The organism is Enterobacter sp. Taxon_8 (genome assembly GCF_058354585.1).
In genome coordinates, this window is record NZ_CM177989.1 from 339,617 (window position 1) to 362,202 (window position 22,586).

General features: G+C 57.4%; 18 protein-coding genes. 9 read left to right on the forward strand and 9 right to left on the reverse strand.

What is annotated here, in order from left to right:
* Positions 1-125 precede the first annotated feature (125 nt).
* The 3 genes from glpE to AC4IBF_RS01560 are packed head-to-tail and all read left to right on the forward strand — an operon-like array spanning position 126 to position 2,111.
* Positions 126-458, forward strand: coding sequence for a thiosulfate sulfurtransferase GlpE (gene glpE, locus AC4IBF_RS01550; protein WP_008503062.1), 333 nt, complete (start codon positions 126-128; stop codon positions 456-458).
* Between the two features lie 47 nt (positions 459-505).
* The gene (glpG, locus tag AC4IBF_RS01555) at positions 506-1,336 is read left to right on the forward strand and encodes a rhomboid family intramembrane serine protease GlpG (protein ID WP_248175409.1); all 831 of its coding nucleotides are present in this window, start codon (positions 506-508) and stop codon (positions 1,334-1,336) included.
* 16 nt (positions 1,337-1,352) lie between these two features.
* Positions 1,353-2,111, forward strand: coding sequence for a DeoR/GlpR family transcriptional regulator (locus AC4IBF_RS01560; protein ID WP_008503060.1), 759 nt, complete (start codon positions 1,353-1,355; stop codon positions 2,109-2,111).
* Between the two features lie 61 nt (positions 2,112-2,172).
* Here AC4IBF_RS01560 and malT read toward each other — a convergent pair whose 3' ends face one another.
* Positions 2,173-4,878 (reverse strand): HTH-type transcriptional regulator MalT, encoded by a 2,706-nt coding sequence (gene malT, locus AC4IBF_RS01565; protein ID WP_008503059.1) that lies wholly within the window; start codon positions 4,876-4,878, stop codon positions 2,173-2,175.
* 585 nt (positions 4,879-5,463) lie between these two features.
* On the opposite strand from malT, the gene malP reads away from it, so the two are divergent.
* Positions 5,464-7,857: a maltodextrin phosphorylase gene (gene malP / locus AC4IBF_RS01570; protein WP_252093622.1), complete on the forward strand. Its 2,394-nt coding sequence runs from the start codon at positions 5,464-5,466 to the stop codon at positions 7,855-7,857.
* A 9-nt stretch (positions 7,858-7,866) separates the two neighbouring features.
* Positions 7,867-9,945 carry a 4-alpha-glucanotransferase gene (malQ, locus tag AC4IBF_RS01575; RefSeq protein ID WP_115876846.1) on the forward strand — a complete coding sequence of 693 codons (2,079 nt, stop codon included), beginning with the start codon at positions 7,867-7,869 and terminating at the stop codon, positions 9,943-9,945.
* Between the two features lie 87 nt (positions 9,946-10,032).
* On the opposite strand, the gene gntT is transcribed toward malQ, so the two are convergent.
* The 3 genes from gntT to gntX form a co-directional block, all read right to left on the reverse strand.
* Complete coding sequence (gene gntT, locus AC4IBF_RS01580; RefSeq protein WP_024907902.1) at positions 10,033-11,349, reverse strand: gluconate transporter; 1,317 nt, start codon at positions 11,347-11,349, stop codon at positions 10,033-10,035.
* 316 nt (positions 11,350-11,665) lie between these two features.
* Positions 11,666-12,241 (reverse strand): Fe-S biogenesis protein NfuA, encoded by a 576-nt coding sequence (nfuA, locus tag AC4IBF_RS01585; protein ID WP_008503055.1) that lies wholly within the window; start codon positions 12,239-12,241, stop codon positions 11,666-11,668.
* A gap of 61 nt (positions 12,242-12,302) precedes the next feature.
* Positions 12,303-12,986 carry a DNA utilization protein GntX gene (gntX, locus tag AC4IBF_RS01590; protein ID WP_127732505.1) on the reverse strand — a complete coding sequence of 228 codons (684 nt, stop codon included), beginning with the start codon at positions 12,984-12,986 and terminating at the stop codon, positions 12,303-12,305.
* A 35-nt stretch (positions 12,987-13,021) separates the two neighbouring features.
* Here gntX and bioH point away from each other — a divergent pair, with 35 nt between their 5' ends.
* Positions 13,022-13,795 carry a pimeloyl-ACP methyl ester esterase BioH gene (gene bioH / locus AC4IBF_RS01595; RefSeq protein ID WP_136195947.1) on the forward strand — a complete coding sequence of 258 codons (774 nt, stop codon included), beginning with the start codon at positions 13,022-13,024 and terminating at the stop codon, positions 13,793-13,795.
* Positions 13,796-13,906: 111 nt separating this feature from the next.
* Complete coding sequence (locus tag AC4IBF_RS01600; protein ID WP_048976276.1) at positions 13,907-14,176, forward strand: YdgH/BhsA/McbA-like domain containing protein; 270 nt, start codon at positions 13,907-13,909, stop codon at positions 14,174-14,176.
* A 33-nt stretch (positions 14,177-14,209) separates the two neighbouring features.
* On the opposite strand, the gene feoC is transcribed toward AC4IBF_RS01600, so the two are convergent.
* From feoC to greB, 5 genes are all read right to left on the reverse strand, one after another.
* The gene (feoC, locus tag AC4IBF_RS01605; RefSeq protein WP_136195946.1) at positions 14,210-14,446 is read right to left on the reverse strand and encodes a [Fe-S]-dependent transcriptional repressor FeoC; all 237 of its coding nucleotides are present in this window, start codon (positions 14,444-14,446) and stop codon (positions 14,210-14,212) included.
* 10 nt (positions 14,447-14,456) lie between these two features.
* Positions 14,457-16,775, reverse strand: a complete 2,319-nt coding sequence (feoB, locus tag AC4IBF_RS01610) for a Fe(2+) transporter permease subunit FeoB (RefSeq protein WP_127732501.1) — start codon at positions 16,773-16,775, stop codon at positions 14,457-14,459.
* Positions 16,776-16,805: 30 nt separating this feature from the next.
* Positions 16,806-17,033, reverse strand: coding sequence for a ferrous iron transporter A (feoA, locus tag AC4IBF_RS01615; RefSeq protein ID WP_008503050.1), 228 nt, complete (start codon positions 17,031-17,033; stop codon positions 16,806-16,808).
* A gap of 303 nt (positions 17,034-17,336) precedes the next feature.
* Positions 17,337-19,667, reverse strand: coding sequence for a Tex family protein (locus AC4IBF_RS01620; protein ID WP_115876851.1), 2,331 nt, complete (start codon positions 19,665-19,667; stop codon positions 17,337-17,339).
* Positions 19,668-19,755: 88 nt separating this feature from the next.
* Positions 19,756-20,229 (reverse strand): transcription elongation factor GreB, encoded by a 474-nt coding sequence (gene greB / locus AC4IBF_RS01625; RefSeq protein WP_133295259.1) that lies wholly within the window; start codon positions 20,227-20,229, stop codon positions 19,756-19,758.
* Positions 20,230-20,461: 232 nt separating this feature from the next.
* On the opposite strand from greB, the gene ompR reads away from it, so the two are divergent.
* Together ompR and envZ are read left to right on the forward strand one after the other, a co-directional pair.
* Complete coding sequence (gene ompR / locus AC4IBF_RS01630) at positions 20,462-21,181, forward strand: osmolarity response regulator transcription factor OmpR (protein ID WP_001157751.1); 720 nt, start codon at positions 20,462-20,464, stop codon at positions 21,179-21,181.
* Positions 21,178-22,524 (forward strand): two-component system sensor histidine kinase EnvZ, encoded by a 1,347-nt coding sequence (gene envZ, locus AC4IBF_RS01635; RefSeq protein WP_136195945.1) that lies wholly within the window; start codon positions 21,178-21,180, stop codon positions 22,522-22,524. Before ompR ends, envZ begins: the two co-directional genes overlap by 4 nt.
* Positions 22,525-22,586 lie beyond the last annotated feature (62 nt).

The window sequence follows — 22,586 nt, forward strand, 5'->3', positions numbered from 1 at the left end:
ACGCGCTTTTGGTAACATCAAAAAAACAATTTAGAGTGATATGGATAACATAATGGCGTTTACCCGCCGCCAGGACGTACACTACGGGGTAAAATCTTGTCGTTGACCACTGTAAAGAGAACACCATGGATCAGTTTGAATGTATTAACGTAGAAGAAGCCCACCAGAAGATGCACCAGGGAAAAGCGGTGCTGGTGGACATCCGCGATCCGCAGAGTTTTGCGATGGGCCATACGCCGGGCGCGTTCCATCTCACCAACGACACGCTGGGCGCGTTTATGCGCGATAACGACTTCGACACGCCGGTGATGGTCATGTGTTACCACGGCAACAGCAGCAAAGGCGCGGCGCAGTATCTGCTTCAGCAGGGTTACGACGCAGTTTACAGCGTCGACGGCGGTTTCGATGCCTGGCATCGTCATTTCCCGGCGGAAGTGGAATACGCTTTTGAGCGCTGATCCCGCTATACTGTCCTCTTTTGTGTGGAAATAAGCGACCGCTGCCCATGTTGATGATCACCTCTTTTACTAACCCGCGCGTCGCCCAGGCGTTTGTCGACTATATGGCGACGCAGGGCGTTATTCTGACTATTCAACAACATACGCAGACCGACGTCTGGCTGGCCGATGAGAGCCAGGCCGGACGGGTAAACGAGGAGCTGGCGCGTTTTCTTGAGAACCCTGGCGACCCGCGCTATCTGGCGGCCAGCTGGCAGTCCGGCCAGACCGGCAGCGGATTGCACTACAGCCGCTTTCCCTTCCTCGCCACTATTCGCGAGCGCGCGGGCCCGTTTACGCTGCTGCTGATGGCGGCCTGTATCATCGTCTTCATTATCATGAACGTGGTCGGCGACCAGAGCGTAATGATTGCCCTGGCGTGGCCCTATGACTCGTCTCTTGAGTTTGACGTCTGGCGCTACTTTAGCCACGCGCTGATGCACTTCTCGGTGATGCATATCCTCTTTAACCTGCTCTGGTGGTGGTATCTCGGCGGTGCCGTTGAAAAGCGTCTGGGCAGCGGCAAGCTGATCGTTATCACTATTATCAGCGCCCTGTTAAGCGGCTACGTGCAGCACAAGTTCAGCGGGCCGTGGTTCGGTGGGCTGTCGGGTGTCGTATATGCCCTGATGGGCTACGTCTGGCTTCGCGGGGAGCGCGATCCGGAAAGCGGCATCTATCTGCAACGCGGATTAATAACCTTTGCGTTAATATGGCTAATTGCCGGGTGGTTTGATCTGTTTGGTATGTCTATCGCCAACGGTGCGCACGTCGCCGGGCTGGCCGTGGGGCTGGCGATGGCCTTTGCCGACACGCTCCATGCGCGAAAACGAACATAATTCTCAGGGATAATTGATGAAACAAACACAACGTCATGACGCCATTATCGAACTGGTAAAAAAACAGGGATACGTCAGCACCGAAGAGCTGGTGGAGCAGTTTGCCGTCAGCCCACAAACCATCCGTCGTGACCTGAACGACCTGGCCGATCAGAACCGTATTCTTCGCCACCACGGCGGTGCGGCGCTGCCGTCCAGCTCGGTCAACACCTCCTGGCATGACCGTAAAGCCACGCAGACGGCAGAGAAAGAGCGCATCGCCCGCAAGGTCGCCAGCCAGATCCCGAACGGCGCGACGCTGTTTATTGATATCGGCACCACGCCGGAAGCGGTCGCCCATGCGCTGCTGGATCACGAGAACCTGCGCGTGGTCACCAACAACCTGAACGTGGCCAATACCCTGATGCAGAAAGACGACTTCCGCATCATCCTCGCGGGCGGCGAGCTGCGCAGCCGCGACGGCGGGATTATCGGCGAAGCGACCCTCGACTTTATCTCGCAGTTCCGCCTCGACTTCGGCATTCTGGGGATCAGCGGTATCGACAGCGACGGCTCGCTGCTGGAGTTTGATTACCACGAGGTGCGCACCAAGCGCGCGATTATTGAAAATTCACGCCACGTGATGCTGGTGGTGGATCATTCCAAGTTTGGCCGTAACGCGATGGTGAACATGGGCAGCATCAGCATGGTGGATGCGGTCTATACCGACGTGATGCCGCCGGCGGGCGTGATGCAGGTAATTAAAGATAATAATTTGCAGTTAGAGTTGTGTTGAAAAGCCGTTCTCCCTCTCCCTGTGGGAGAGGGCCGGGGTGAGGGCGTCAGGCCGCACAAATCTAAACGCCGTACCCCATCATCTTCAACAGCTGCTGTGCATGCTGTACTGCATCCTGACGATGCGCCACGCCCAGCTTCTGGTACAGATTGCGGATATGCGTTTTGATGGTGGTCGCCGCCACCGCAAGCTCACCGGCAATCTGCTCGTTGCTGTAGCCTGAATAAATCAGCCCCAGAACCTGCCATTCGCGCTGGGTGAGCGGGCTGGTGCGGATAAGTTCCGGCACTTCCGGGTGGTTCAGCAGACGTTCAACAAAGTTCTCATCGAAATGCGCGAACTTGTGCCGATGATGCTGGTTAATCTCGCGCAGAATGCGCTGGGCGCGATGCTGATCCAGTTCCGGCAGCGTGTTGAGCTGAATCAGCTGGCGCAGCTGCTGCGCCATCACTTCCCCTTCAATTACAAAGTGGCTGATAAACCCGGTGCGGTTTGCCAGCTGCAGCGCCTCCAGCAGCACGCGCTGGGCATCGTTTTTACGACCCGCCTGCCAGTAGAGCTGGTTTTGCAGCAGCAGGTTGCGGTTCAGGTCGCTCATCAGGCGCAGGCTGCGCGCGTTCTCGTTCAGCTCCTCCAGCACAATCTCAGCGGGCTCTAATTCACCGAGCAGGATCTGCGCGCGGGCAATGTTGCGCCACTGGCTCTGCAGGAAGTGGTTGTTGGCAAATTCCGGTTTTGGCGTCTGGCGCAGCCAGTTGGCGGCAGATTTTTTATCGCCGGTCATCTGCCAGTAAATCACCCGGACCTTGTCGGCGTTTGACACCCAGTCGCTATGATACTGGCCGTTGCCGAGCAGGTTTTCCAGGCGGTTAAGATGGTTGCGGGCGTTGTCGAGATCGCCGCGCGCCAGCGAGCACTGCACCAGCAGCGCCAGGCACTGCAGCTGCTGCTGAGGCTGGAAGCTGGAAAGAACATCCACACCCTGACGGGCGCAGCTTTCCGCTTCATCCAGACGCGACCATGCCCACAGCAGCTGGGCGCGAATACGCAACAGGAACTCGTGCATCGGCAGCTGTTCCAGATGCTGTTCACGAATCAACTGGAACGCTTTTTCCTGGTTTTCCCAGGCAGCCTGCAGGAACCCCTGCGCGAATAAAATCTCGCTCTGTTGGATCAGGCTCCACAGGGCGTAATGCCAGACATCATGACGACGCGCCATCTGTTCGGTTTGCTGCATCAGTGAAAGCGATCGCGTGAGATCGCCTTTGCAGTGCAGCACTTCGCCGTGCACGGAGGTCGCCACGATGCGGCTGTAGAAGTTGGCCAGCGGCAGTTCATCCAGCGCGACCATCGCCAGCCGTTCAGCTTCGTCCGGGTCGCCATCGTTAATCGCCACCTGAGCGCGCAGCGCGTTGAACTCGCCGTGCAGGGTGGTATCCATTTCGCTTTCCATCTCCTGCTCGGCGCGCGCCAGCAGGGTGTTCACTTCGCTGTAGCGATGCTGGCTCTGCATCAGCCAGGCCTGCAGCAGCACCAGACGCGGATTCTCAAGCAGGCTTTCCCACGGCAGCGCTTTCAGGGATTCTTCCAGCAGCGTCAGCTCGCTGTGGTTAAACAGGCCCCACGCATGATTGAGGAGGATATCACGTAGCATGCTGGCATCACCGGCTGCCAGCGCGTGGTGGATGGCTTCGCTCGGGAAGCCTTGCGCCATCCAGCTTTCGGCAGCGGCGCGGTGGATCTCCGGCAGTTCAACCGCCAGCTCCCACTGACAGCGCTGGCGCAGGAAGCTGCCAAACAGCGGATGATAGCTAAACCACTCGCCCGGATCGTCCATGCGCGTCAGGAAAAGGCCCTGACGTTCAATCTCTTCGAGCTGCAGCTGGCCGTTTTCACAGCCCGTCACCCGCACGATGAGCGCATCGTTCATGGAGCGCAGCAGAGAGCTTTTCAGCAGGAAATTACGCGTTGAGGGATCGACGCTGTCCAGCACCTCATCCACGAGATAGTCAGAAAGGTGGCTGGCGTTAATGCCCGCCAGGCGCCGCGCAGACTGATGCGCCGGACTGTTGTTTTGCCGGGCAGAGAGCGCGATGAGCTGCAGCGCCGTGGCCCAGCCGGCAACGTCATCACACAGGCGGCTGCTTTCGGCGGCCTCAATCGGTGAGTTCAGGCGGCAGTCAAAGAACTGTTTCGCTTCCTGGTGGGTAAAGGCCAGCTGCTGGCTGCCCACTTCCAGGAGCTGATCGCGCACGCGCAGGTTGGCAATACCCAGCTGCGGCAGGTTGCGTGACAGCACGACTAAGGTCAGGTTTTCCGGCTGATGGCGCAGGAAGAAACGCATCGATTCATGAATTACCGGGTTAGTGATGAGATGGTAATCATCAATCACCACGTAAAGCGGGCGATGCCATTCGGCCAGTTCGATAAACAGCTGAGAGAAAAGGGAGGACAGGCTTGCGTACTGGCGCTTTTGCACCATCACCTCACTGGCGACACAGTGTCCATGGGTTGCTTGCTGTATGGCGGCAATCAGATAGCTGGCAAAACGCTCCTGCTGGTTATCGCCCTCGTCGAGAGAGTACCAGCCAAGATCGCTCTTACCCGCGGCCCATTGCGAAATGAGCGTTGTTTTTCCATAACCTGCAGGGCTCGTAACCAGCGCCAGTCGGAAATTATGCGCGCCGGAAAGTTTAGCCAACAGACGCTCGCGGACCACTGTATGGTCAAGGCGAACCGGGCGACTTAATTTAGACGGAATCAACATAGGTTTCACTTCACTGTGGGGAACGAGAGATTTTATTTTTTTTGCGCTTCGTAATTAATGGATATAAGGTCGGCCAATAAGTTAACTATTGCAAGTTATGTCTGGATTTGGTGGCTGTGAATTTGCACTCTGTCACAAAACATTCAGGCAGAGGAGGGAACTTTCTGAAAAGGTCTTTGATGCCCCGTCAATGCTGGCTTGTATGGCTGTGCTGCGGCTGCGCTGAAACTGGTTTCAGAAAGGGATAGTGACGTCGAATTTAATATACTTCTGGTAAAGTTAAGGGAGATTAATAATCTCCTTAGCGATTTCCCGATTGCCGAAATATTATTCTACGTAAGTAATTATTTCGGCGGGGTTTAATTTCACCCGAAACCGCATTTCATTTCTTTGACATTCTCCTCGGTTACTTTTTTATCTTCCGGGCACACTCGAACTATGCTCTGAGAGTGGCCTCGATCACACTTTTATGCTCATCCCCGCTACTCCTCCCTGTCTAATCCCCCACAGGAGGAGGAAGAGGGGAAATGAGCCAGGCACACTAGCGCCAACTTGTGTTTTCTTTCTAAAGGATGCCGATCCCCTATGTCACAGCCTACCTTCAACAAAGCTCAATTCCAGGCTGCCCTGACGCGTCAGTGGCAGCGTTTTGGCCTTCATGCTGCAAACGAAATGACGCCTCACCAGTGGTGGCAGGCAGTGAGCGGTGCGCTCGCAGAGCAGCTGGATGCTCAACCCCTGGCAAACCCGGTAAAAGGCCAGCGCCATGTAAACTACATTTCAATGGAATTCCTGATTGGCCGTCTGACGGGCAACAACCTGTTGAACCTCGGCTGGTATCAGGAGGTCGGTGACGTTCTTAAAGAACACGACATTAACCTGACCGACCTGCTGGAAGAAGAGATTGACCCGGCGCTGGGCAACGGCGGCCTGGGACGCCTGGCGGCCTGCTTCCTGGACTCCATGGCGACCGTCGGCCAGTCGGCGATTGGCTATGGTCTGAACTATCAGTACGGCCTGTTCCGTCAGTCGTTTGCCGACGGGCATCAGATGGAAGCGCCGGACGACTGGCATCGCAATACCTATCCGTGGTTCCGCCACAACGCGCAGCTGGACGTACAGGTTGGCATTGGCGGGAAAGTGACAAAGCAGGGTCTCTGGGAACCGGCGTTCACCATCACCGGCGAAGCCTGGGATCTGCCGGTGCTTGGCTACCGTAACGGCGTGGCGCAGCCGCTGCGTCTGTGGCAGGCGAAGCACGCGCATCCGTTTAACCTGACCAAATTCAACGACGGCGATTTCCTGCGCGCCGAGCAGCAGGGCATCGACGCCGAGAAGCTGACCAAAGTCCTCTATCCGAACGACAACCACCTGGCCGGTAAAAAGCTGCGCCTGATGCAACAGTACTTCCAGTGCGCCTGCTCCGTGGCGGACATTCTGCGTCGCCATCACCTGGCGGGCCGCAAGCTGGCGCAGCTGCCGGACTTTGAAGTGATTCAGCTCAACGACACGCACCCGACCATTGCCATCCCGGAGCTGCTGCGCGTGCTGATCGACGAGCACCAGCTGAGCTGGGATGACGCCTGGGCCATCACCAGCCGTACCTTTGCCTACACCAACCACACCCTGATGCCAGAAGCGCTTGAGTGCTGGGATGAGAAGCTGGTGAAAGCGCTGCTGCCGCGCCACATGCAGATCATCAACAAGATTAACGACCAGTTTAAAAAGCTCGTGGATAAAACCTGGCCGGGCAACAAGGCGGTCTGGGCGAAGCTGGCGGTGGTTCACGATAAGCAGGTGCGCATGGCGAACATGTGCGTGGTCAGCGGCTTTGCGGTGAACGGCGTGGCGGCGCTGCACTCGGATCTGGTGGTCAAAGATCTCTTCCCGGAATACCACCAGCTGTGGCCAACCAAATTCCACAACGTGACCAACGGCATCACGCCGCGTCGCTGGATCAAGCAGTGCAACCCGCTGCTGGCCGGCCTGCTGGATAAGACCCTGAAGAAAGAGTGGGCCAACGATCTGGACCAGCTCATCAACCTGGAAAAATACGCTGACGACGTGAAATTCCGCGAGCAGTACCGGGCGATCAAGCTTGAGAACAAGGTTCGCCTGGCGGAGTTTGTGAAAGTGCGTACCGGGATTGAGATCAACCCGAACGCCATATTCGATATCCAGATCAAACGTCTGCACGAGTACAAACGCCAGCACCTGAACCTGCTGCACATTCTGGCGCTGTACAAAGAGATCCGCGAGAACCCGCAGGCCGACCGCGTGCCGCGCGTGTTCCTGTTCGGTGCGAAAGCGGCGCCGGGCTACTACCTGGCGAAAAACATTATCCTCGCCATCAATAAAGTAGCGGCGGCGATCAACAGCGATCCGAAAGTGGGCGACAAGCTGAAGGTGGTGTTCCTGCCGGATTACTGCGTCTCGGCGGCGGAAATGCTGATCCCGGCGGCGGATATCTCCGAGCAGATCTCAACCGCAGGGAAAGAAGCCTCCGGTACCGGCAACATGAAGCTGGCGCTGAACGGCGCGCTGACCGTCGGCACGCTCGACGGGGCGAACGTCGAAATCGCCGAGAAGGTGGGCGAAGAGAACATCTTTATCTTCGGCCATACCGTGGAAGAGGTGAAAGCCATCAAGGCCAAAGGCTATGACCCGGTGAAATGGCGTAAGAAAGACAAAGTCCTCGATGCGGTGCTGAAGGAGCTGGAGAGCGGTAAATACAGCGACGGCGATAAGCACGCGTTTGACCAGATGCTGCACAGCATGGACAAACACGGCGGTGACCCGTATCTGGTAATGGCGGACTTCACGGCCTACGTTGAAGCGCAAAAGCAGGTCGACGTGCTGTATCGCGACCAGGAAGCGTGGACCCGCGCGTGCATCCTGAATACCGCCCGCTGCGGTATGTTCAGCTCTGACCGCTCAATCCGTGATTATCAGGCCCGTATCTGGCAGGCAAAACGCTAAGGAAGCGCGATGGAGAGTAAACGTCTGGACAGTGCCGCGCAGGCGGCGGGAATTAGCCTCAGTTACATCAATGCGCACGGCAAACCGCAGTCTATTGGTGCGGACACCAAAAGACGTTTGCTGGATGCCATGCACAAAACCGACGCGAAAGCGTCGGCTGCTCCGGTGCCGAACGTGAAGGTATTCACCGCAGGCAAAAAGATGCCGCTGGCGGTGGAGGGGCGCGGCGAGTTTAGCTGGCTTCTTACCACCGAAGAGGGGCATCAGCATAAAGGCCACGCCACCGGCGGCAAAACGTTAAACCTTCCGGCAAAGCTGCCGGAGGGGTATCACACCTTAACGCTCACCCAGGACGATCTGCGTTTCCACTGCCGGGTGATCGTCGCGCCAAAACGCTGCTACGAGCCGCAGGCGCTGCTTGAAGGCAAAAAGCTGTGGGGCGCCTGCGTGCAGCTCTACACTCTGCGTTCCGACAGCAACTGGGGCATCGGTGATTTTGGCGATCTGAAAAAGATGCTGGCATCCGTGGGCGAGCGCGGCGGCGCGTTTATCGGTCTCAACCCGATCCACGCGCTCTATCCGGCCAACCCGGAGAGCGCCAGCCCGTATAGTCCGTCGTCCCGTCGCTGGCTGAACGTTATTTATATCGACGTTAACGCCTTAGATGATTTCAAAAACAGCCAGGAGGCGCAGGCGTGGTGGAAACTCAGCACCACACAGCAGGCGCTGAAGCAGGCGCGCGAAGCCGACTGGGTGGACTATTCCACCGTCACGGCGCTGAAAATGGCCGCGCTGCGTCTGGCGTGGAAAGGCTTTTCGCAGCGCGATGACGAGCAGATGGCGGCGTTCCGCCAGTTCGTGACGCAGGAGGGCGAGAGCCTGTACTGGCAGGCGGCGTTCGATGCGCTGCACGCATATCAGGTAAAAGAGGACGAAATGCGCTGGGGCTGGCCGGTCTGGCCCGAAGCGTATCAGAGCGTCGACACGCCTGAAGTGAAAGCGTTCTGTAAAAAAAATGCCGATGAAGTGGACTTCTACCTGTGGCTGCAGTGGCTGGCTTACAGCCAGTTTGCCGCCTGCTGGCAGGTGAGCCAGGGCTATAAAATGCCGATTGGCCTGTACCGCGATCTGGCCGTGGGCGTGGCGGAAGGCGGCGCGGAGACCTGGTGTGACCGTGAGCTTTACTGTCTGAAAGCCTCTGTCGGCGCGCCGCCGGATATCCTTGGCCCGCTGGGCCAGAACTGGGGATTGCCGCCGATGGATCCGCACGTCATGGCGGAGCGCGCCTACGAGCCGTTTATCGACCTGCTGCGCGCTAACATGCAAAACTGCGGCGCGCTGCGTATTGACCACGTAATGTCCGTTCTGCGTCTGTGGTGGATCCCATACGGTGAAACAGCCGATCACGGGGCGTATGTGCAGTATCCGGTTGACGATCTGCTGTCGATCCTGGCCCTGGAAAGCAAGCGCCATCAGTGCATGGTGATCGGTGAAGATCTCGGTACCGTGCCGGTGGAAATTGTCAGCAAGCTCCGCGACAGCGGCGTCTACTCCTATAAAGTGCTCTATTTTGAAAACGACCATGAGAAAACCTTCCGCGCGCCGCAAGCGTACCCTGAACAGTCAATGGCAGTCGCGACGACGCATGACCTTCCTACGCTTCGTGGCTATTGGGAAAGCGGCGATCTGACGCTCGGCAAAACGCTGGGCCTGTATCCTGATGAGGAGGTGTTACGCGGCCTGTATCAGGATCGCGAGCTTTCCAAACAGGGGCTACTGGATGCGCTGCACAAGCAGGGCTGTCTGCCGAAACGTGCGGGACATAAAGCGTCATTGATGTCGATGACCGCGACCCTCAACCGCGGTTTGCAGCGCTATATTGCCGACAGCAACAGCGCGCTGCTGGGGCTGCAGCCGGAAGACTGGATTGATATGGCGGAGCCGGTGAACATCCCAGGCACCAGCTATCAGTACAAGAACTGGCGTCGAAAGCTGTCCACCACGCTTGAGGCGATGTTTGCCGATGATGGGGTGAACAGGCTGATCAAGGATTTGGATAAGCGGCGAAAAGCTGCTGGTAAGAAGTAATAAAAAACCCGCCAGTGGCGGGTTTTTTATTATCAGGCGGTGCTCATGCAGGTCGGGTAAGGCGTAGCCGCCACCCGACTTAGGGTATCAGACCACCATGTTGAGCAGCAGCACCCCGACCAGACCACACACCGAAATAATGGTTTCCAGCGCGGACCAGGACTTGATGGTTTCACCGATCGTCAGGTTGAAGTACTCCTTGAACAGCCAGAAGCCAGGGTCGTTAACGTGAGAGAAAATCACGCTACCGGAACCGACGGCGATAACCATCAGCTCAGGGCTTACGCCCGTGGTCGCAATCAGCGGGGCAACGATACCGCCTGCGGTGATCGCCGCAACGGTCGCTGAACCCAGCGCAATACGCAGAACCGCGGCAATAGACCAGGCCATCAGGAGCGGCGATACGTTGGTTTCATGCATCATGGCGGCGATGTATTTGTCCACGCCGCTGTCGACCAGAACCTGCTTGAATGCACCGCCACCGCCGATGATCAGGAGCATCATGGCAATGATTTTGATTGAAGAGGTCAGCGTGTCGTTGATCTGATCCATGGAGCGGCCACGGTTCAAACCGAAGGTGAACATCGCGATCAGCACGGCAATCAGCGTTGCCATCACCGGGTCACCCAGGAATTCCGCCACGGACAGGAACGCATGACCTTTAGGCAGGATCATCTCCGCCACGGCGCGCATCGCCATCAGGATCACCGGTACCAGGGAGGTCCAGACGCTGACGCCAAAGCCCGGCATCTCTTCTTCGGTGAAGGTTTTGGCGCTGTACAGACCTTCCGGAATCGGCTTATCAATGCCTTTCAGGAAGCGGGCATAAACCGGGCCGGCCAGAATCACCGTCGGGATCGCCAGAATCGTACCGAACAGCAGAGTTTTACCCATATCCGCGTGGAAGATGGTCGCGATAGCGGTTGGACCCGGGTGCGGCGGCAGGAAGCCGTGGGTCACGGACAGCGCCGCAGCCATTGGCACGCCGACATACAGCAGCGGGATGCTCGCGGCAGCCGCAATGGTGAACACCAGCGGCAGCATCAATACGAAGCCCACTTCATAGAACAGCGCGAAACCAACGGTAAAGCCGGTTAACACCACTGCCCACTGAATGTTCTTCTTACCGAATTTGTCGATAAGCGTGGTGGCAATACGCTGCGCGCCCCCGCAGTCCGCCAGCATTTTACCGAGCATGGCGCCGAAGCCCATGATCAATGCCAGGCTGCCGAGCGTGCCGCCGACACCGGCTTTAATCGAGCTGATAACTTTCACCAGCGGCATCCCCTGCATCAGACCGACTGCAAGTGCCACCAGAACCAGAGCGATAAATCCGTTCATTTTGAAACGGATCATCAAGAGCAGTAATAACACAACACCGATAGCAACGATGACTAATGGCATGATTTACCTGGCCTTTGAATTGTTATGGGTAACGTCATTGTTTCAACGACAAATTCCGATTGTCCCAACTGGGAACAGAGAAGTAACGGCACTAATACTGATGCCTTTTAAACGATTAAGTTTAGTCGGCTGTTATGGGTGTGCTTAGTGCCCATGAGAATGATACGGGTAACATGACGTGATTGAGAATCACCCTGGCAGGCAAAATGTGAATTATGAGACGCAGGTCAACATATAGAGGGGAGCGAAGAGGGGGAGCAGGGTTTTGTAGGCCCGGTAAGCGCAGCGCCACCGGGCAATACAGATGGGCAATGAATCAGTAGTAAGAGTGCTCGCCGCGCTGGTGTTCGGTCAGGTCACGCACGCCTTTCAGTTCCGGGAACTCGTTCAGCAGCTGCTTCTCGATCCCCTCTTTCAGGGTGACATCGACCATTGAACAACCGTTACAACCGCCGCCAAACTGCAGAATGGCAAAACCTTCGTCGGTGATTTCCATCAGGGAAACACGGCCGCCGTGGCCCGCCAGCTGTGGGTTGATCTGGGATTGCAGCAGATACTCAACGCGCTCCATCAGAGGGGCATCGTCAGACACTTTACGCATTTTCGCGTTCGGCGCTTTCAGGGTCAGCTGAGAACCCAACTGATCGGTGACGAAGTCGATCTCCGCATCTTCAAGATACGGTGCGCTCAGCTCATCAACATAGGCGGTGAGCTGTTCAAACTTAAGGGCAGTGTCAGTAGCTTCCACAGCGTCCGGAGGACAATAAGAAACACCACATTCTGCATTCGGCGTGCCTGGATTGATCACAAACACACGGATCTGCGTCCCTTCTTCCTGATTTGCCAGCAGTTTGGCAAAGTGCGCTTGTGCAGAATCGGAAATACGGATCATAGCTTTGGCCTAATAGTTGACTAAATTACCTGGGTATAATCATACGCCCATTGAAGAAGGGCTACAAGGTACGGCACAGACACCATACCTGAACCGATGCGGCGCCGCTTTGCAAAAGCAGTCGGGAAAGTTCAGCAACGGTACTGCCTGTGGTGACAACATCATCCACAATCGCGATATGGAGCCCGTCGACCGGCAATTCAAGGCGAAAGGCATTTTTGAGGTTTCTTTTGCGAAGCCGGGCGCTGAGCTGATGCTGGATGGCGGTGGCATGAACACGTGTCAGCGCGCGGGCATCATACCGACAGCCGAGCCACCGTGCGAGGGGACGGCAGAGCAGGTCACTCTGGTTATAGCCGCGCCGCCAGTGACGACGTCGGTAAAGGGGGACACTCACCACCATGTCGATTTTCGGCAGTGCCCGCTGACGTCGCGCCTGCAAAACCGCCAGCAACAGCAGGCGAGCAAGGGGCTGTGCCAGCGAGCTCTGCCCGGAAAACTTCAGCGCGTGGATCAGCCTGTTCAGCGGTGGAACATAATCATCCACCGCCACCATCGCGCTCCACGGCGGGGACTTTTTCAGGCAACGGCCACAGGGCAAAGCGGGATTCGTGGCCGGTAAACCACATTGTGGGCAGATCCCGATACGCCATTGCAGCGATCGCGTACAGACGGAGCAGATGCCCCACCCGCCTAGTGCCAGCGGCATTCGGCATAGCCAGCACAACCCAGGTACTGTTAGCATGTGCAACCTCCATGTGAAAAAGAGAACAGTAACTGATGAAGACGCTGTGGTGGCAGACCGTCGGGACAGGAAATTGCCATCTTGTGCTGCTGCACGGATGGGGACTGAATGCTGAAGTATGGCGTTGCGTAAGCGAGGAACTCGCCTCGCATTTCACGCTGCATCTGGTGGATTTGCCGGGTTATGGCCGCAGCCGCGGTTTTGGGGCCATGTCGCTTGATGAGATGGCGGAGCAGGTTCTGAACGCTGCTCCGCAAAATGCCATCTGGCTGGGCTGGAGCCTGGGCGGGCTGGTGGCGAGCCAGATTGCGCTGTCGAGACCTGACCGCGTAAAAGCGCTAGTGACCGTGGCGTCGTCGCCCTGTTTTAGCGCGCAGGACGCGTGGCCAGGGATAAAACCCGAGGTACTGGCGGGCTTTCAGCAGCAGCTGAGCGACGATTTCCAGCGGACCGTAGAGCGGTTCCTCGCGCTGCAGACGATGGGTACCGAAACCGCGCGTAAGGATGCCCGAACGCTGAAGCAGACCGTGCTTTCGCTGCCGATGCCGGAGGTTGAGGTGCTAAACGGCGGACTTGAGCTCCTGAAAACGGTTGACCTGCGCGAGCCGCTGGCCGCGCTGACGGTGCCGCACCTGCGTATCTACGGTTATCTCGATGGGATTGTGCCGCGCAAAGTGGTTCCGCTGCTGGATTCGCTCTGGCCGGAGAGTGAATCGCAGATCATTGCCAAAGCCGCACATGCCCCGTTTATCTCTCATCCGACGGAATTTTGTTCAGCGCTGATTGCGTTAAGTCAACGTTTCGACTGATTATTTTCTATCCTGCCTGGAAAAAGTAACACACCGCAACCATACTCCAGATGTCGTTGCGGTTGTTCTGCCTTCGATAATCAAAACAACAATCCTATGGAGAGTCAGGCTATGAAACTTGTTACAGGTATTGTCACTTCTCTGGTTATTGGGTCACTGTCATTTGGCGTCTTTGCGGCAAAAGAGCTGGAAAAAGATAAAGTTGCCAGCATGAATCTGACGAAAATTGGTGAGATTTCTACGTCTGACACCACCGCGCCGATGGATGCTCGCAGAGAGCTGTCGAAGAAAGCGGATGAGCTGGGCGGAACGTACTACGTCGTCACCAGTGCAGAAAAACAGACCAAAAACGTACGCGCAACGGCGGACGTCTACAAGTAATACGATAAAGCCGGGCAGCGATGCCCGGCTTTGTTAACGCAGCGTCCACCACTCCCTGAGGCAGGCCTTTCCTTCCGGACAGCTTTTACAACTGCCGGAGAGACAGCCGTCAGCGTCTTCCTGAATCCGCACGGCTTTCCCCATGGCTTCCAGTCTTTCCAGCATGGCATCGATCATCGGCTGCGGCGTATGCAGGCTGAGGCTCAGCTGTTTCGCCTCCATTCGCCCCTGCAGTGCCAGCAGGTCACGAACCTGAATCAACGATGCCATGGTTTACTCCTTAGTGACAGTCGCCCGCCGGGCTGCTGCAGCAGGTCGCGGCGGTTTTACGGTTTGCCAGCAGGTCGATGTCGACGCGGCTGCGCGCACGCCGCAGCAAACCGAGCACTATCACGTTAAACAGCACAACCGCGAGAATGCAGACCAGGCTGTAGCGCGGATGCTGGCTGAAATTAACGGTTTGATAAAAGAGCGTCGAAAGCGAGTACGCAATGTTTAACCCCCACAGGATGGAGAAGCCCATCCAGCCGCGGCTGGACTCGCGGGCAATCGCCCCCATCACGGAGATGCACGGAATGTAGAGCAGGACAAAGATGAGGTAGCTGTAGGCCGCGGACGCGCTGCCAAATTTCTCGCCCATCACGCCCATGGCTCCCGTCGCCATTTCGCCGTCGCCTTTGCTGGCCTCAATAGGGTTCGCCAGCACGCTCAGGCTGAAGGTGTCTTTCAGGCTCTGCCAGGTCTCCTCTACGGCACCCAGCAGTTCATGACCGAGATGAAACTCTGCCGGATTAAATTCCTGTTCCTGAATGTTCTCTGCGGTGTAAAGCGTGTTCAGGGTGCCGACAACCACCTCTTTCGCCATCGCGCCGGTGAACAGCCCGACGGTTGCCTGCCAGTTATCCTCATGCACGCCAATCGGTTTAAAGACCGGCGTGATGACGCGGCTGACGGAGGCGAGGGCAGAGTCGTTAATGTTATCTGCCGCCTGTCCGCTGAGGGTGAAGCTGTTCAGCGCGCTCAGGAAAATGCTGACGATGACAATCACCTTACCGGCGCGCAGCACAAAGCCCTTCAGGCGCTGCCAGGTCTGGATCGCCAGGCTTTTCAGATGCGGCACGTGATACACCGGCAGCTCCATTACAAACGGTGACGCTTCACCGCGCATGATGGTGTGCTTCAGCATCAGACCGGTGAGGATCGCCATCACGATGCCCAGCACATACAGCGAGAAGACCGCCAGCGCGCCCTGCTGACCAAAGAAGGCTGCGGCAAAGACCGCAAAGATGGCCAGACGGGCACCGCAGGACATAAACGGCGCCATCATGATGGTCATCAGACGTTCACGCGGCGCATCCAGGGTGCGTGCGCCCATCACCGACGGTACGTTACAGCCGAAGCCGACAATCAGCGGGACGAAGGATTTACCCGGCAGACCCAGCGCCTGCATCAGACGATCCATCACGAACGCGGCGCGCGCCATGTAGCCGGAATCTTCCAGGAACGAGAGGAACAGATACATCATGCCGATCTGCGGCACCAGAGGCAGAACGGTGTTGATACCGCCGCCGATCCCCTGCGCGAGGAAGATGGTTAACCATTCCGGGAAGTGAAGGGTGTATCCCACCCACTGAATGCCGTGCACGAAGACCGCGACGGAACCGGCGTCAAAAATCGGCTGCAGTGCGCCACCGATGTTAATGGCAAGCAGGAACATCACGTACATCACCAGCAGAAAGATCGGCAAACCCAGGAAGCGGTTAAGCACGACCTTATCCACCGCCGCCGTAAAGCGGCTGGGTTCCGCCGTCAGCGCGTTACTCACCACGTCGCAAATCGAGGCGATGGCCTGGTAACGGGCATCGGCGATGTGCAGCGCCGGGTCGTCCAGCTCGTCGCTAAGACGGGCCACCGTCGCGTCCAGCTTATCGGCCGCATGCCCGGCGTAAGCGCGGCTGTAGATATCCCCTTCCAGCATCTGCAGGCCAAGCCACAGGCGCTGTTTTGCTGGCATACCGGTGTCCATCTCCTGCGCCAGCACGTTGGCTTCGCGCAGGAGAGGCTGGGCGTAATGCACCAGCTCAACGTCGCGATTTCCCGCGTGACGGTCAATGGCCAGCTTCAGCGCATCAATACCGCGAGCCCGCGTCGAAACCAGCGGAACGACCGGGCATCCCAGGCGCGCGGAGAGGGCATCGACGTCGATGCGCAGCTTTTGTTTCTCTGCGATGTCGAGCATGTTGAGCGCCACGATGCAGGGGATACCCAGCTCCAGCAGCTGCAGCGTCAGATAGAGGTTACGCTCGAGGTTTGAGGCATCGACCACGTTGATCAGCAGATCCGCGTCGCCGCCAAGAATATAGTGACAGGCGATTTGCTCATCGAGCGAGGTTTGTGACGAAATGGTGGTTAAGGAGTAGGTGCCGGGAAGGTCAACCAGCGTCACCTGGTTGTCTGTCGTCGTGAACTGGCCCTCTTTACGCTCAACCGTCACGCCCGCCCAGTTGCCTACGCGCTGGCGTGCCCCGGTCAGCTGGTTAAAAAGCGTGGTCTTGCCGGAATTAGGATTGCCAATTAAGCCAATAGTTAACTTTTTCATTTTTTTAGACTCACTGAAACCGCTGGCTTGTTATCGGGATAAGGCTTCGACTTCTATTAATGCGAGGTCTTTCTTACGCAGCACCAGATTTACGCGGCGGGTTTCGATATGAACCGGATCGCCCAGCGGCGCCACGCGCACGACCTGGAATGACGAGCCGGGCAGCATGCCCAGCGACAGCAGCTTTTGCCGATAGGCAGGGCTAATTTCGCGGGTAAAACCGGTAATCTTCCATGCACTGTCTGGAGTGAATTGCATAACGCCTGATTCCACGAAAGGTTAAATTATCTACTATGGGATGATAATGAGAATAGTTTTTATCAGCAATATTAAAACTGTGACGGAATGTTGTTTACGGTATTAATTTACGGCCTGTTTGACCTGGCTCAATATTTGCTGAATTGCCTGGAAAACGAAAAGGGGAGTATTTGTTAACGGGGTGATAATTCGTGGTTTAAATATGGCTATGCAATCGGTTTCATATATTTCGATATGATTATTCCCCTCATCCCGGCCCTCTCCCTTCTGGGGAGAGGGTTAGGGTGAGGGGCATTTACAACCTTAGCGTTTTTTACCCATCGCAGCCGCCAGCGCATCCATCATCGCGCTGTTGCCTGCAGGCTGAGTATCACGTCCGCGCGGTTTTGCCGCTTTCGCGGCGGGACGCTGCTGTTCGCGGCCTCCGCCATTGCCGCCGCGGCGCGCGTTGGTGTCGCCCGGCTGCTCGTCCAGACGCATGGTCAGCGCGATACGCTTGCGCTGCAGATCCACTTCCAGCACTTTGACCTTCACGATGTCGCCCGCTTTGACCACGGTGTGCGGGTCTTCAACGAACTTGTCGGCAAGGGATGAGATATGCACCAGACCATCCTGATGCACGCCGATATCCACGAACGCGCCAAAGTTGGTGACGTTGGTCACCGCGCCTTCCAGCACCATGCCGGGCAGCAGGTCGTTCATGGTTTCCACGCCGTCGGCAAAGGTCGCCGTTTTGAACTCAGGACGCGGATCGCGGCCCGGCTTTTCCAGCTCTTTAATAATGTCGGTGACGGTTGGCACACCAAATTTGTCGTCGGTGAAATCAACGGCTTGCAGGTTGCGCAGGGCGCTACTGTCACCCATGAGATCTTTCAGCGCCTGCTGGGTGGCGGCCAGGATGCGTTCCACCACAGGGTACGCCTCCGGGTGCACGGTGGAGGCATCCAGCGGGTTATCGCCGTGGTTGATGCGCAGGAAGCCCGCACACTGCTCAAAGGCTTTTGGCCCCAGACGGCTCACCTTCAGCAGCTGCTGACGGTTCTGGAACTGGCCGTTCTCATCACGCCAGGCGACGATGTTCTGCGCCATCATGCGGGTTAAGCCCGCCACGCGGGTCAGCAGGGGAACGGAGGCGGTATTCAGGTCAACGCCAACGGCGTTTACGCAGTCTTCCACCACCGCATCCAGCTTGCGCGCCAGCTGAGTCTGGCTCACGTCATGCTGATACTGGCCCACGCCGATGGATTTCGGATCGATCTTCACCAGCTCCGCCAGCGGATCCTGCAGGCGGCGAGCGATAGAAACCGCCCCGCGCAGGGAAACGTCCAGGTCCGGGAATTCCTGGGCCGCCAGCTCGGACGCGGAATAGACGGACGCCCCGGCCTCGCTGACGATCACTTTCTGTGCCGTCACTTTCGGGAACTGCTTCTGCACGTCGAGGTAGAAACGCTCGGTTTCACGAGAGGCCGTACCGTTGCCGATGGCAACCAGCTCGACGTTGTATTTTTCGCACAGCGCCGCCACCACGACGGCCGCTTTCGCTGCCTGGCCGGTGTGCGGATAAATGGTATCGGTCGCCACCAGCTTGCCGGTGCCGTCAACCACAGCGACCTTCACGCCGGTACGCAGACCCGGGTCGAGACCCATTGTCGCGCGCAGGCCGGCAGGGGCGGCCATCAGCAGGTCGTGCAGGTTACGGGCGAAGACGTTAATCGCTTCATCTTCGGCGCGTTCGCGCACGGTGCCCATCAGCTCGGTTTCGAGGTGCATCAGCACCTTGATGCGCCAGGTCCAGCTTACTACGCCTTTACGCCAGCTGTCCGCCGGGGCGTTGTTCAGGCGCAGGCCGAGATGGTCGATAATGATCTGCTCGCAGTGGCTCTCTTTCGGCGGCTCGTCAAACTGCGGATCGGCGTTCAGGGAGAGCTGGAGCACGCCTTCGTTGCGGCCGCGGAACATTGCCAGCGCGCGGTGGGAAGGGGTGGTGGAAATCGGTTCGTGGTGATCGAAATAGTCGCGGAATTTCGCGCCTTCTTCCTCTTTACCCGCGACGACGGTAGAGACGATGTGGGCATTCTTCCACAGGTAATCACGCACTTTAGCGAGCAGCGCGGCGTCTTCGGCGAAGCGCTCCATCAGAATGTAGCGTGCGCCGTCGAGGGCGGCCTTGGTGTCCGCCACGCCTTTGTCAGCGTCGATAAATTTCGCCGCTTCGGTTTCCGGATCGTGCGATGGCTCGTTCCACAGCAGGTCGGCCAGCGGCTCAAGGCCCGCTTCAATCGCAATCTGCCCGCGCGTGCGGCGCTTCGGTTTGTACGGCAGATAGAGATCTTCTAATTCGGTTTTGCTTAGGGTGCCGTTAATGGCGCTTTCCAGATCGCTGGTCAGTTTGCCCTGTTCGCCGATGGATTTGAGGATCGCCTGACGACGTTCTTCCAGTTCGCGCAGATAACCGAGACGGGTCTCCAGGTTACGCAGCTGCGTGTCATCCAGACCGCCGGTGACTTCCTTACGATAGCGTGCAATAAACGGCACGGTGTTCCCTTCATCAAGCAGGCGAACGGCAGCTTCTACCTGTTCGGCTCTGGCCTGAATATCACCCGCAATAATGCGGCAGAGCGAATCATTCATCATGGCTTTATCATCTGTTGAGTCGAAAAAATCAGGGGATAGTTATACGGGCTGACACGGCAAAATGCCAGCCGGGGAGGGCGCTCTCGGACTATTTTACGTAGATGATCTCATTGACGTACCAGCTGGCTTCACCAGCTGGAGTCTGAACGATGGCCAGATCGCCCACTTCCTTTTTCAGCAGCGCGCGGGCCATCGGGGAGTCGATGGAGATGTAATCCTTACGACCAAAAATTTCATCGTAGCCGACAATGCGAAAACGCAGGGTGTCACCATCGTCGTTTTCAATCTCCACCCACGCGCCGAAGAACACTTTGCCCTCCTGCTGCGGAGAGTAATCGACAATTTTAAGATTCTCGAGGCACTTCGTCAGATAGCGAACCCGGCGGTCAATTTCGCGTAGCCGCTTTTTGTTGTACTGGTAGTCAGCGTTTTCGCTGCGATCGCCCAGGCTTGCCGCCCAGGTCACCTTTTTGGTTACTTCAGGACGCTCTTCGCGCCAGAGGTAATCCATCTCTTTTTTGAGCTTTTCGTACCCTTCGCGGGTGATCAGGGGCGTTTTCATGGTAAAGCCTTTGCTGCCTGCCGGTTAACTGTCTTGCGCACAATACGTACCACACAGTGTAACAGACAGGATTAATAATGATTTATGTGATGAAATGAGCAGATAAGCTGCTGTTAAATATGCTTTGTAACAATTTCGACTAGAATTTATACCAGAATTAACTGGTCGAATACGTGCACTTTTTTAGAATACGCTGTTACAAAGACTATCCGAACCTTTGGGAGTACACACAATGCAAGAGAACTACAAAATTCTGGTCGTGGATGACGACATGCGCCTGCGTGCGCTGCTGGAGCGTTATCTGACCGAGCAGGGCTTCCAGGTTCGTAGCGTCGCGAACGCTGAGCAGATGGACCGTCTGCTGACCCGTGAATCTTTCCACCTGATGGTTCTCGACCTGATGCTGCCTGGCGAAGACGGGCTTTCTATTTGCCGCCGTCTGCGCAGCCAGAGCAACCCGATGCCGATTATCATGGTGACGGCGAAGGGCGAGGAAGTTGACCGTATCGTGGGCCTCGAAATCGGCGCGGACGACTACATTCCAAAACCGTTTAACCCGCGTGAACTGCTGGCACGTATTCGCGCCGTGCTGCGCCGTCAGGCGAACGAGCTGCCGGGCGCGCCGTCGCAGGAAGAAGCCGTTATTGCCTTCGGCAAGTTCAAGCTGAACCTCGGCACGCGCGAAATGTTCCGTGAAGACGAGCCGATGCCGCTCACCAGCGGCGAGTTTGCGGTCCTGAAAGCGCTGGTCAGCCACCCGCGTGAACCGCTTTCCCGTGACAAGCTGATGAACCTGGCGCGCGGTCGCGAATACTCCGCAATGGAACGCTCTATCGACGTGCAGATCTCCCGTCTGCGCCGCATGGTGGAAGAAGATCCGGCGCATCCTCGTTATATTCAGACCGTATGGGGTCTGGGCTACGTGTTCGTCCCGGACGGCTCTAAAGCATGAGGCGAATGCGCTTCTCGCCGCGAAGCTCGTTTGCCCGCACCCTGTTACTGATCGTCACCCTGCTGTTCGTCAGCCTGGTGACGACCTACCTGGTGGTGTTGAACTTTGCGATCCTGCCGAGCCTCCAGCAGTTCAATAAGGTCCTGGCCTACGAGGTCCGTATGCTGATGACCGATAAACTGCAGCTGGAGGACGGCACGCAGCTCGTCGTTCCCCCGGCGTTTCGCCGTGAAATCTACCGTGAACTGGGCATTTCGCTCTATTCCAACGAAGCGGCGGAAGACGCTGGCCTGCGCTGGGCGCAGCACTACGAATTCCTAAGCCAGCAGATGGCGCAGCAGCTGGGCGGTCCAACGGAAGTGCGCGTTGAGGTCAACAAAAGCTCGCCCGTCGTCTGGCTGAAAACCTGGCTGTCACCCAATATTTGGGTTCGCGTTCCGCTGACCGAAATCCATCAGGGCGATTTCTCACCGCTGTTCCGCTATACCCTGGCGATTATGCTGCTGGCGATAGGCGGCGCGTGGCTATTTATCCGTATACAGAACCGACCGCTGGTCGACCTTGAGCACGCTGCGCTGCAGGTCGGTAAAGGGATTATTCCTCCTCCGCTGCGCGAGTATGGCGCCTCGGAAGTCCGTTCAGTGACGCGTGCCTTTAACCATATGGCGGCAGGCGTGAAGCAGCTGGCGGATGACCGTACGCTGCTGATGGCGGGCGTCAGCCACGACCTGCGCACGCCGCTAACGCGTATTCGTCTGGCGACGGAGATGATGGGAGAAGAGGACGGTTACCTTGCCGAGTCCATCAATAAGGACATTGAAGAGTGTAACGCCATCATTGAGCAGTTCATCGACTACCTGCGCACCGGGCAGGAGATGCCAATGGAGATGGCGGATCTGAACGCGGTGCTGGGCGAAGTCGTGGCGGCGGAAAGCGGCTACGAGCGCGAGATTGATACCGACCTTCAGGCCGGTGAAATTCAGGTTCGTATGCACCCGCTCTCCATTAAACGTGCGATCGCCAACATGGTGGTCAACGCGGCGCGCTACGGCAACGGCTGGATTAAGGTCAGCAGCGGGTCTGAGCTCAACCGCGCCTGGTTCCAGGTGGAAGACGACGGTCCGGGCATCAAGCCCGAGCAGCGTAAGCATCTGTTCCAGCCGTTTGTGCGCGGCGATAGCGCGCGCAGCACCAGCGGTACGGGCTTAGGCCTGGCGATTGTGCAGCGTATTGTGGATAACCACAACGGACTGCTGGAGATTGGCACCAGCGAGCGCGGTGGGTTGAGCATTCGCGCCTGGTTGCCGGTTCCGGTGACGCGAGGGCAGGTGAAAGAGAGTTGAAAAAAGGGTGGCACGAGCCACCCTTTTTTGTAGGTCGGGTAAGGCGAAGCCGCCACCCGACA

Excerpts from the sequence above, each read along its gene's own strand:
- glpE (WP_008503062.1), top strand. The coding sequence starts at position 126 with ATGGATCAGTTTGAATGTATTAACGTAGAAGAAGCCCACCAGAAGATG.
- glpG (WP_248175409.1), top strand. The coding sequence starts at position 506 with ATGTTGATGATCACCTCTTTTACTAACCCGCGCGTCGCCCAGGCGTTT.
- AC4IBF_RS01560 (WP_008503060.1), top strand. The coding sequence starts at position 1,353 with ATGAAACAAACACAACGTCATGACGCCATTATCGAACTGGTAAAAAAA.
- malT (WP_008503059.1), bottom strand. The coding sequence starts at position 4,878 with ATGTTGATTCCGTCTAAATTAAGTCGCCCGGTTCGCCTTGACCATACA.
- malP (WP_252093622.1), top strand. The coding sequence starts at position 5,464 with ATGTCACAGCCTACCTTCAACAAAGCTCAATTCCAGGCTGCCCTGACG.
- malQ (WP_115876846.1), top strand. The coding sequence starts at position 7,867 with ATGGAGAGTAAACGTCTGGACAGTGCCGCGCAGGCGGCGGGAATTAGC.
- gntT (WP_024907902.1), bottom strand. The coding sequence starts at position 11,349 with ATGCCATTAGTCATCGTTGCTATCGGTGTTGTGTTATTACTGCTCTTG.
- nfuA (WP_008503055.1), bottom strand. The coding sequence starts at position 12,241 with ATGATCCGTATTTCCGATTCTGCACAAGCGCACTTTGCCAAACTGCTG.
- gntX (WP_127732505.1), bottom strand. The coding sequence starts at position 12,986 with ATGCTAACAGTACCTGGGTTGTGCTGGCTATGCCGAATGCCGCTGGCA.
- bioH (WP_136195947.1), top strand. The coding sequence starts at position 13,022 with ATGAAGACGCTGTGGTGGCAGACCGTCGGGACAGGAAATTGCCATCTT.
- AC4IBF_RS01600 (WP_048976276.1), top strand. The coding sequence starts at position 13,907 with ATGAAACTTGTTACAGGTATTGTCACTTCTCTGGTTATTGGGTCACTG.
- feoC (WP_136195946.1), bottom strand. The coding sequence starts at position 14,446 with ATGGCATCGTTGATTCAGGTTCGTGACCTGCTGGCACTGCAGGGGCGA.
- feoB (WP_127732501.1), bottom strand. The coding sequence starts at position 16,775 with ATGAAAAAGTTAACTATTGGCTTAATTGGCAATCCTAATTCCGGCAAG.
- feoA (WP_008503050.1), bottom strand. The coding sequence starts at position 17,033 with ATGCAATTCACTCCAGACAGTGCATGGAAGATTACCGGTTTTACCCGC.
- AC4IBF_RS01620 (WP_115876851.1), bottom strand. The coding sequence starts at position 19,667 with ATGATGAATGATTCGCTCTGCCGCATTATTGCGGGTGATATTCAGGCC.
- greB (WP_133295259.1), bottom strand. The coding sequence starts at position 20,229 with ATGAAAACGCCCCTGATCACCCGCGAAGGGTACGAAAAGCTCAAAAAA.
- ompR (WP_001157751.1), top strand. The coding sequence starts at position 20,462 with ATGCAAGAGAACTACAAAATTCTGGTCGTGGATGACGACATGCGCCTG.
- envZ (WP_136195945.1), top strand. The coding sequence starts at position 21,178 with ATGAGGCGAATGCGCTTCTCGCCGCGAAGCTCGTTTGCCCGCACCCTG.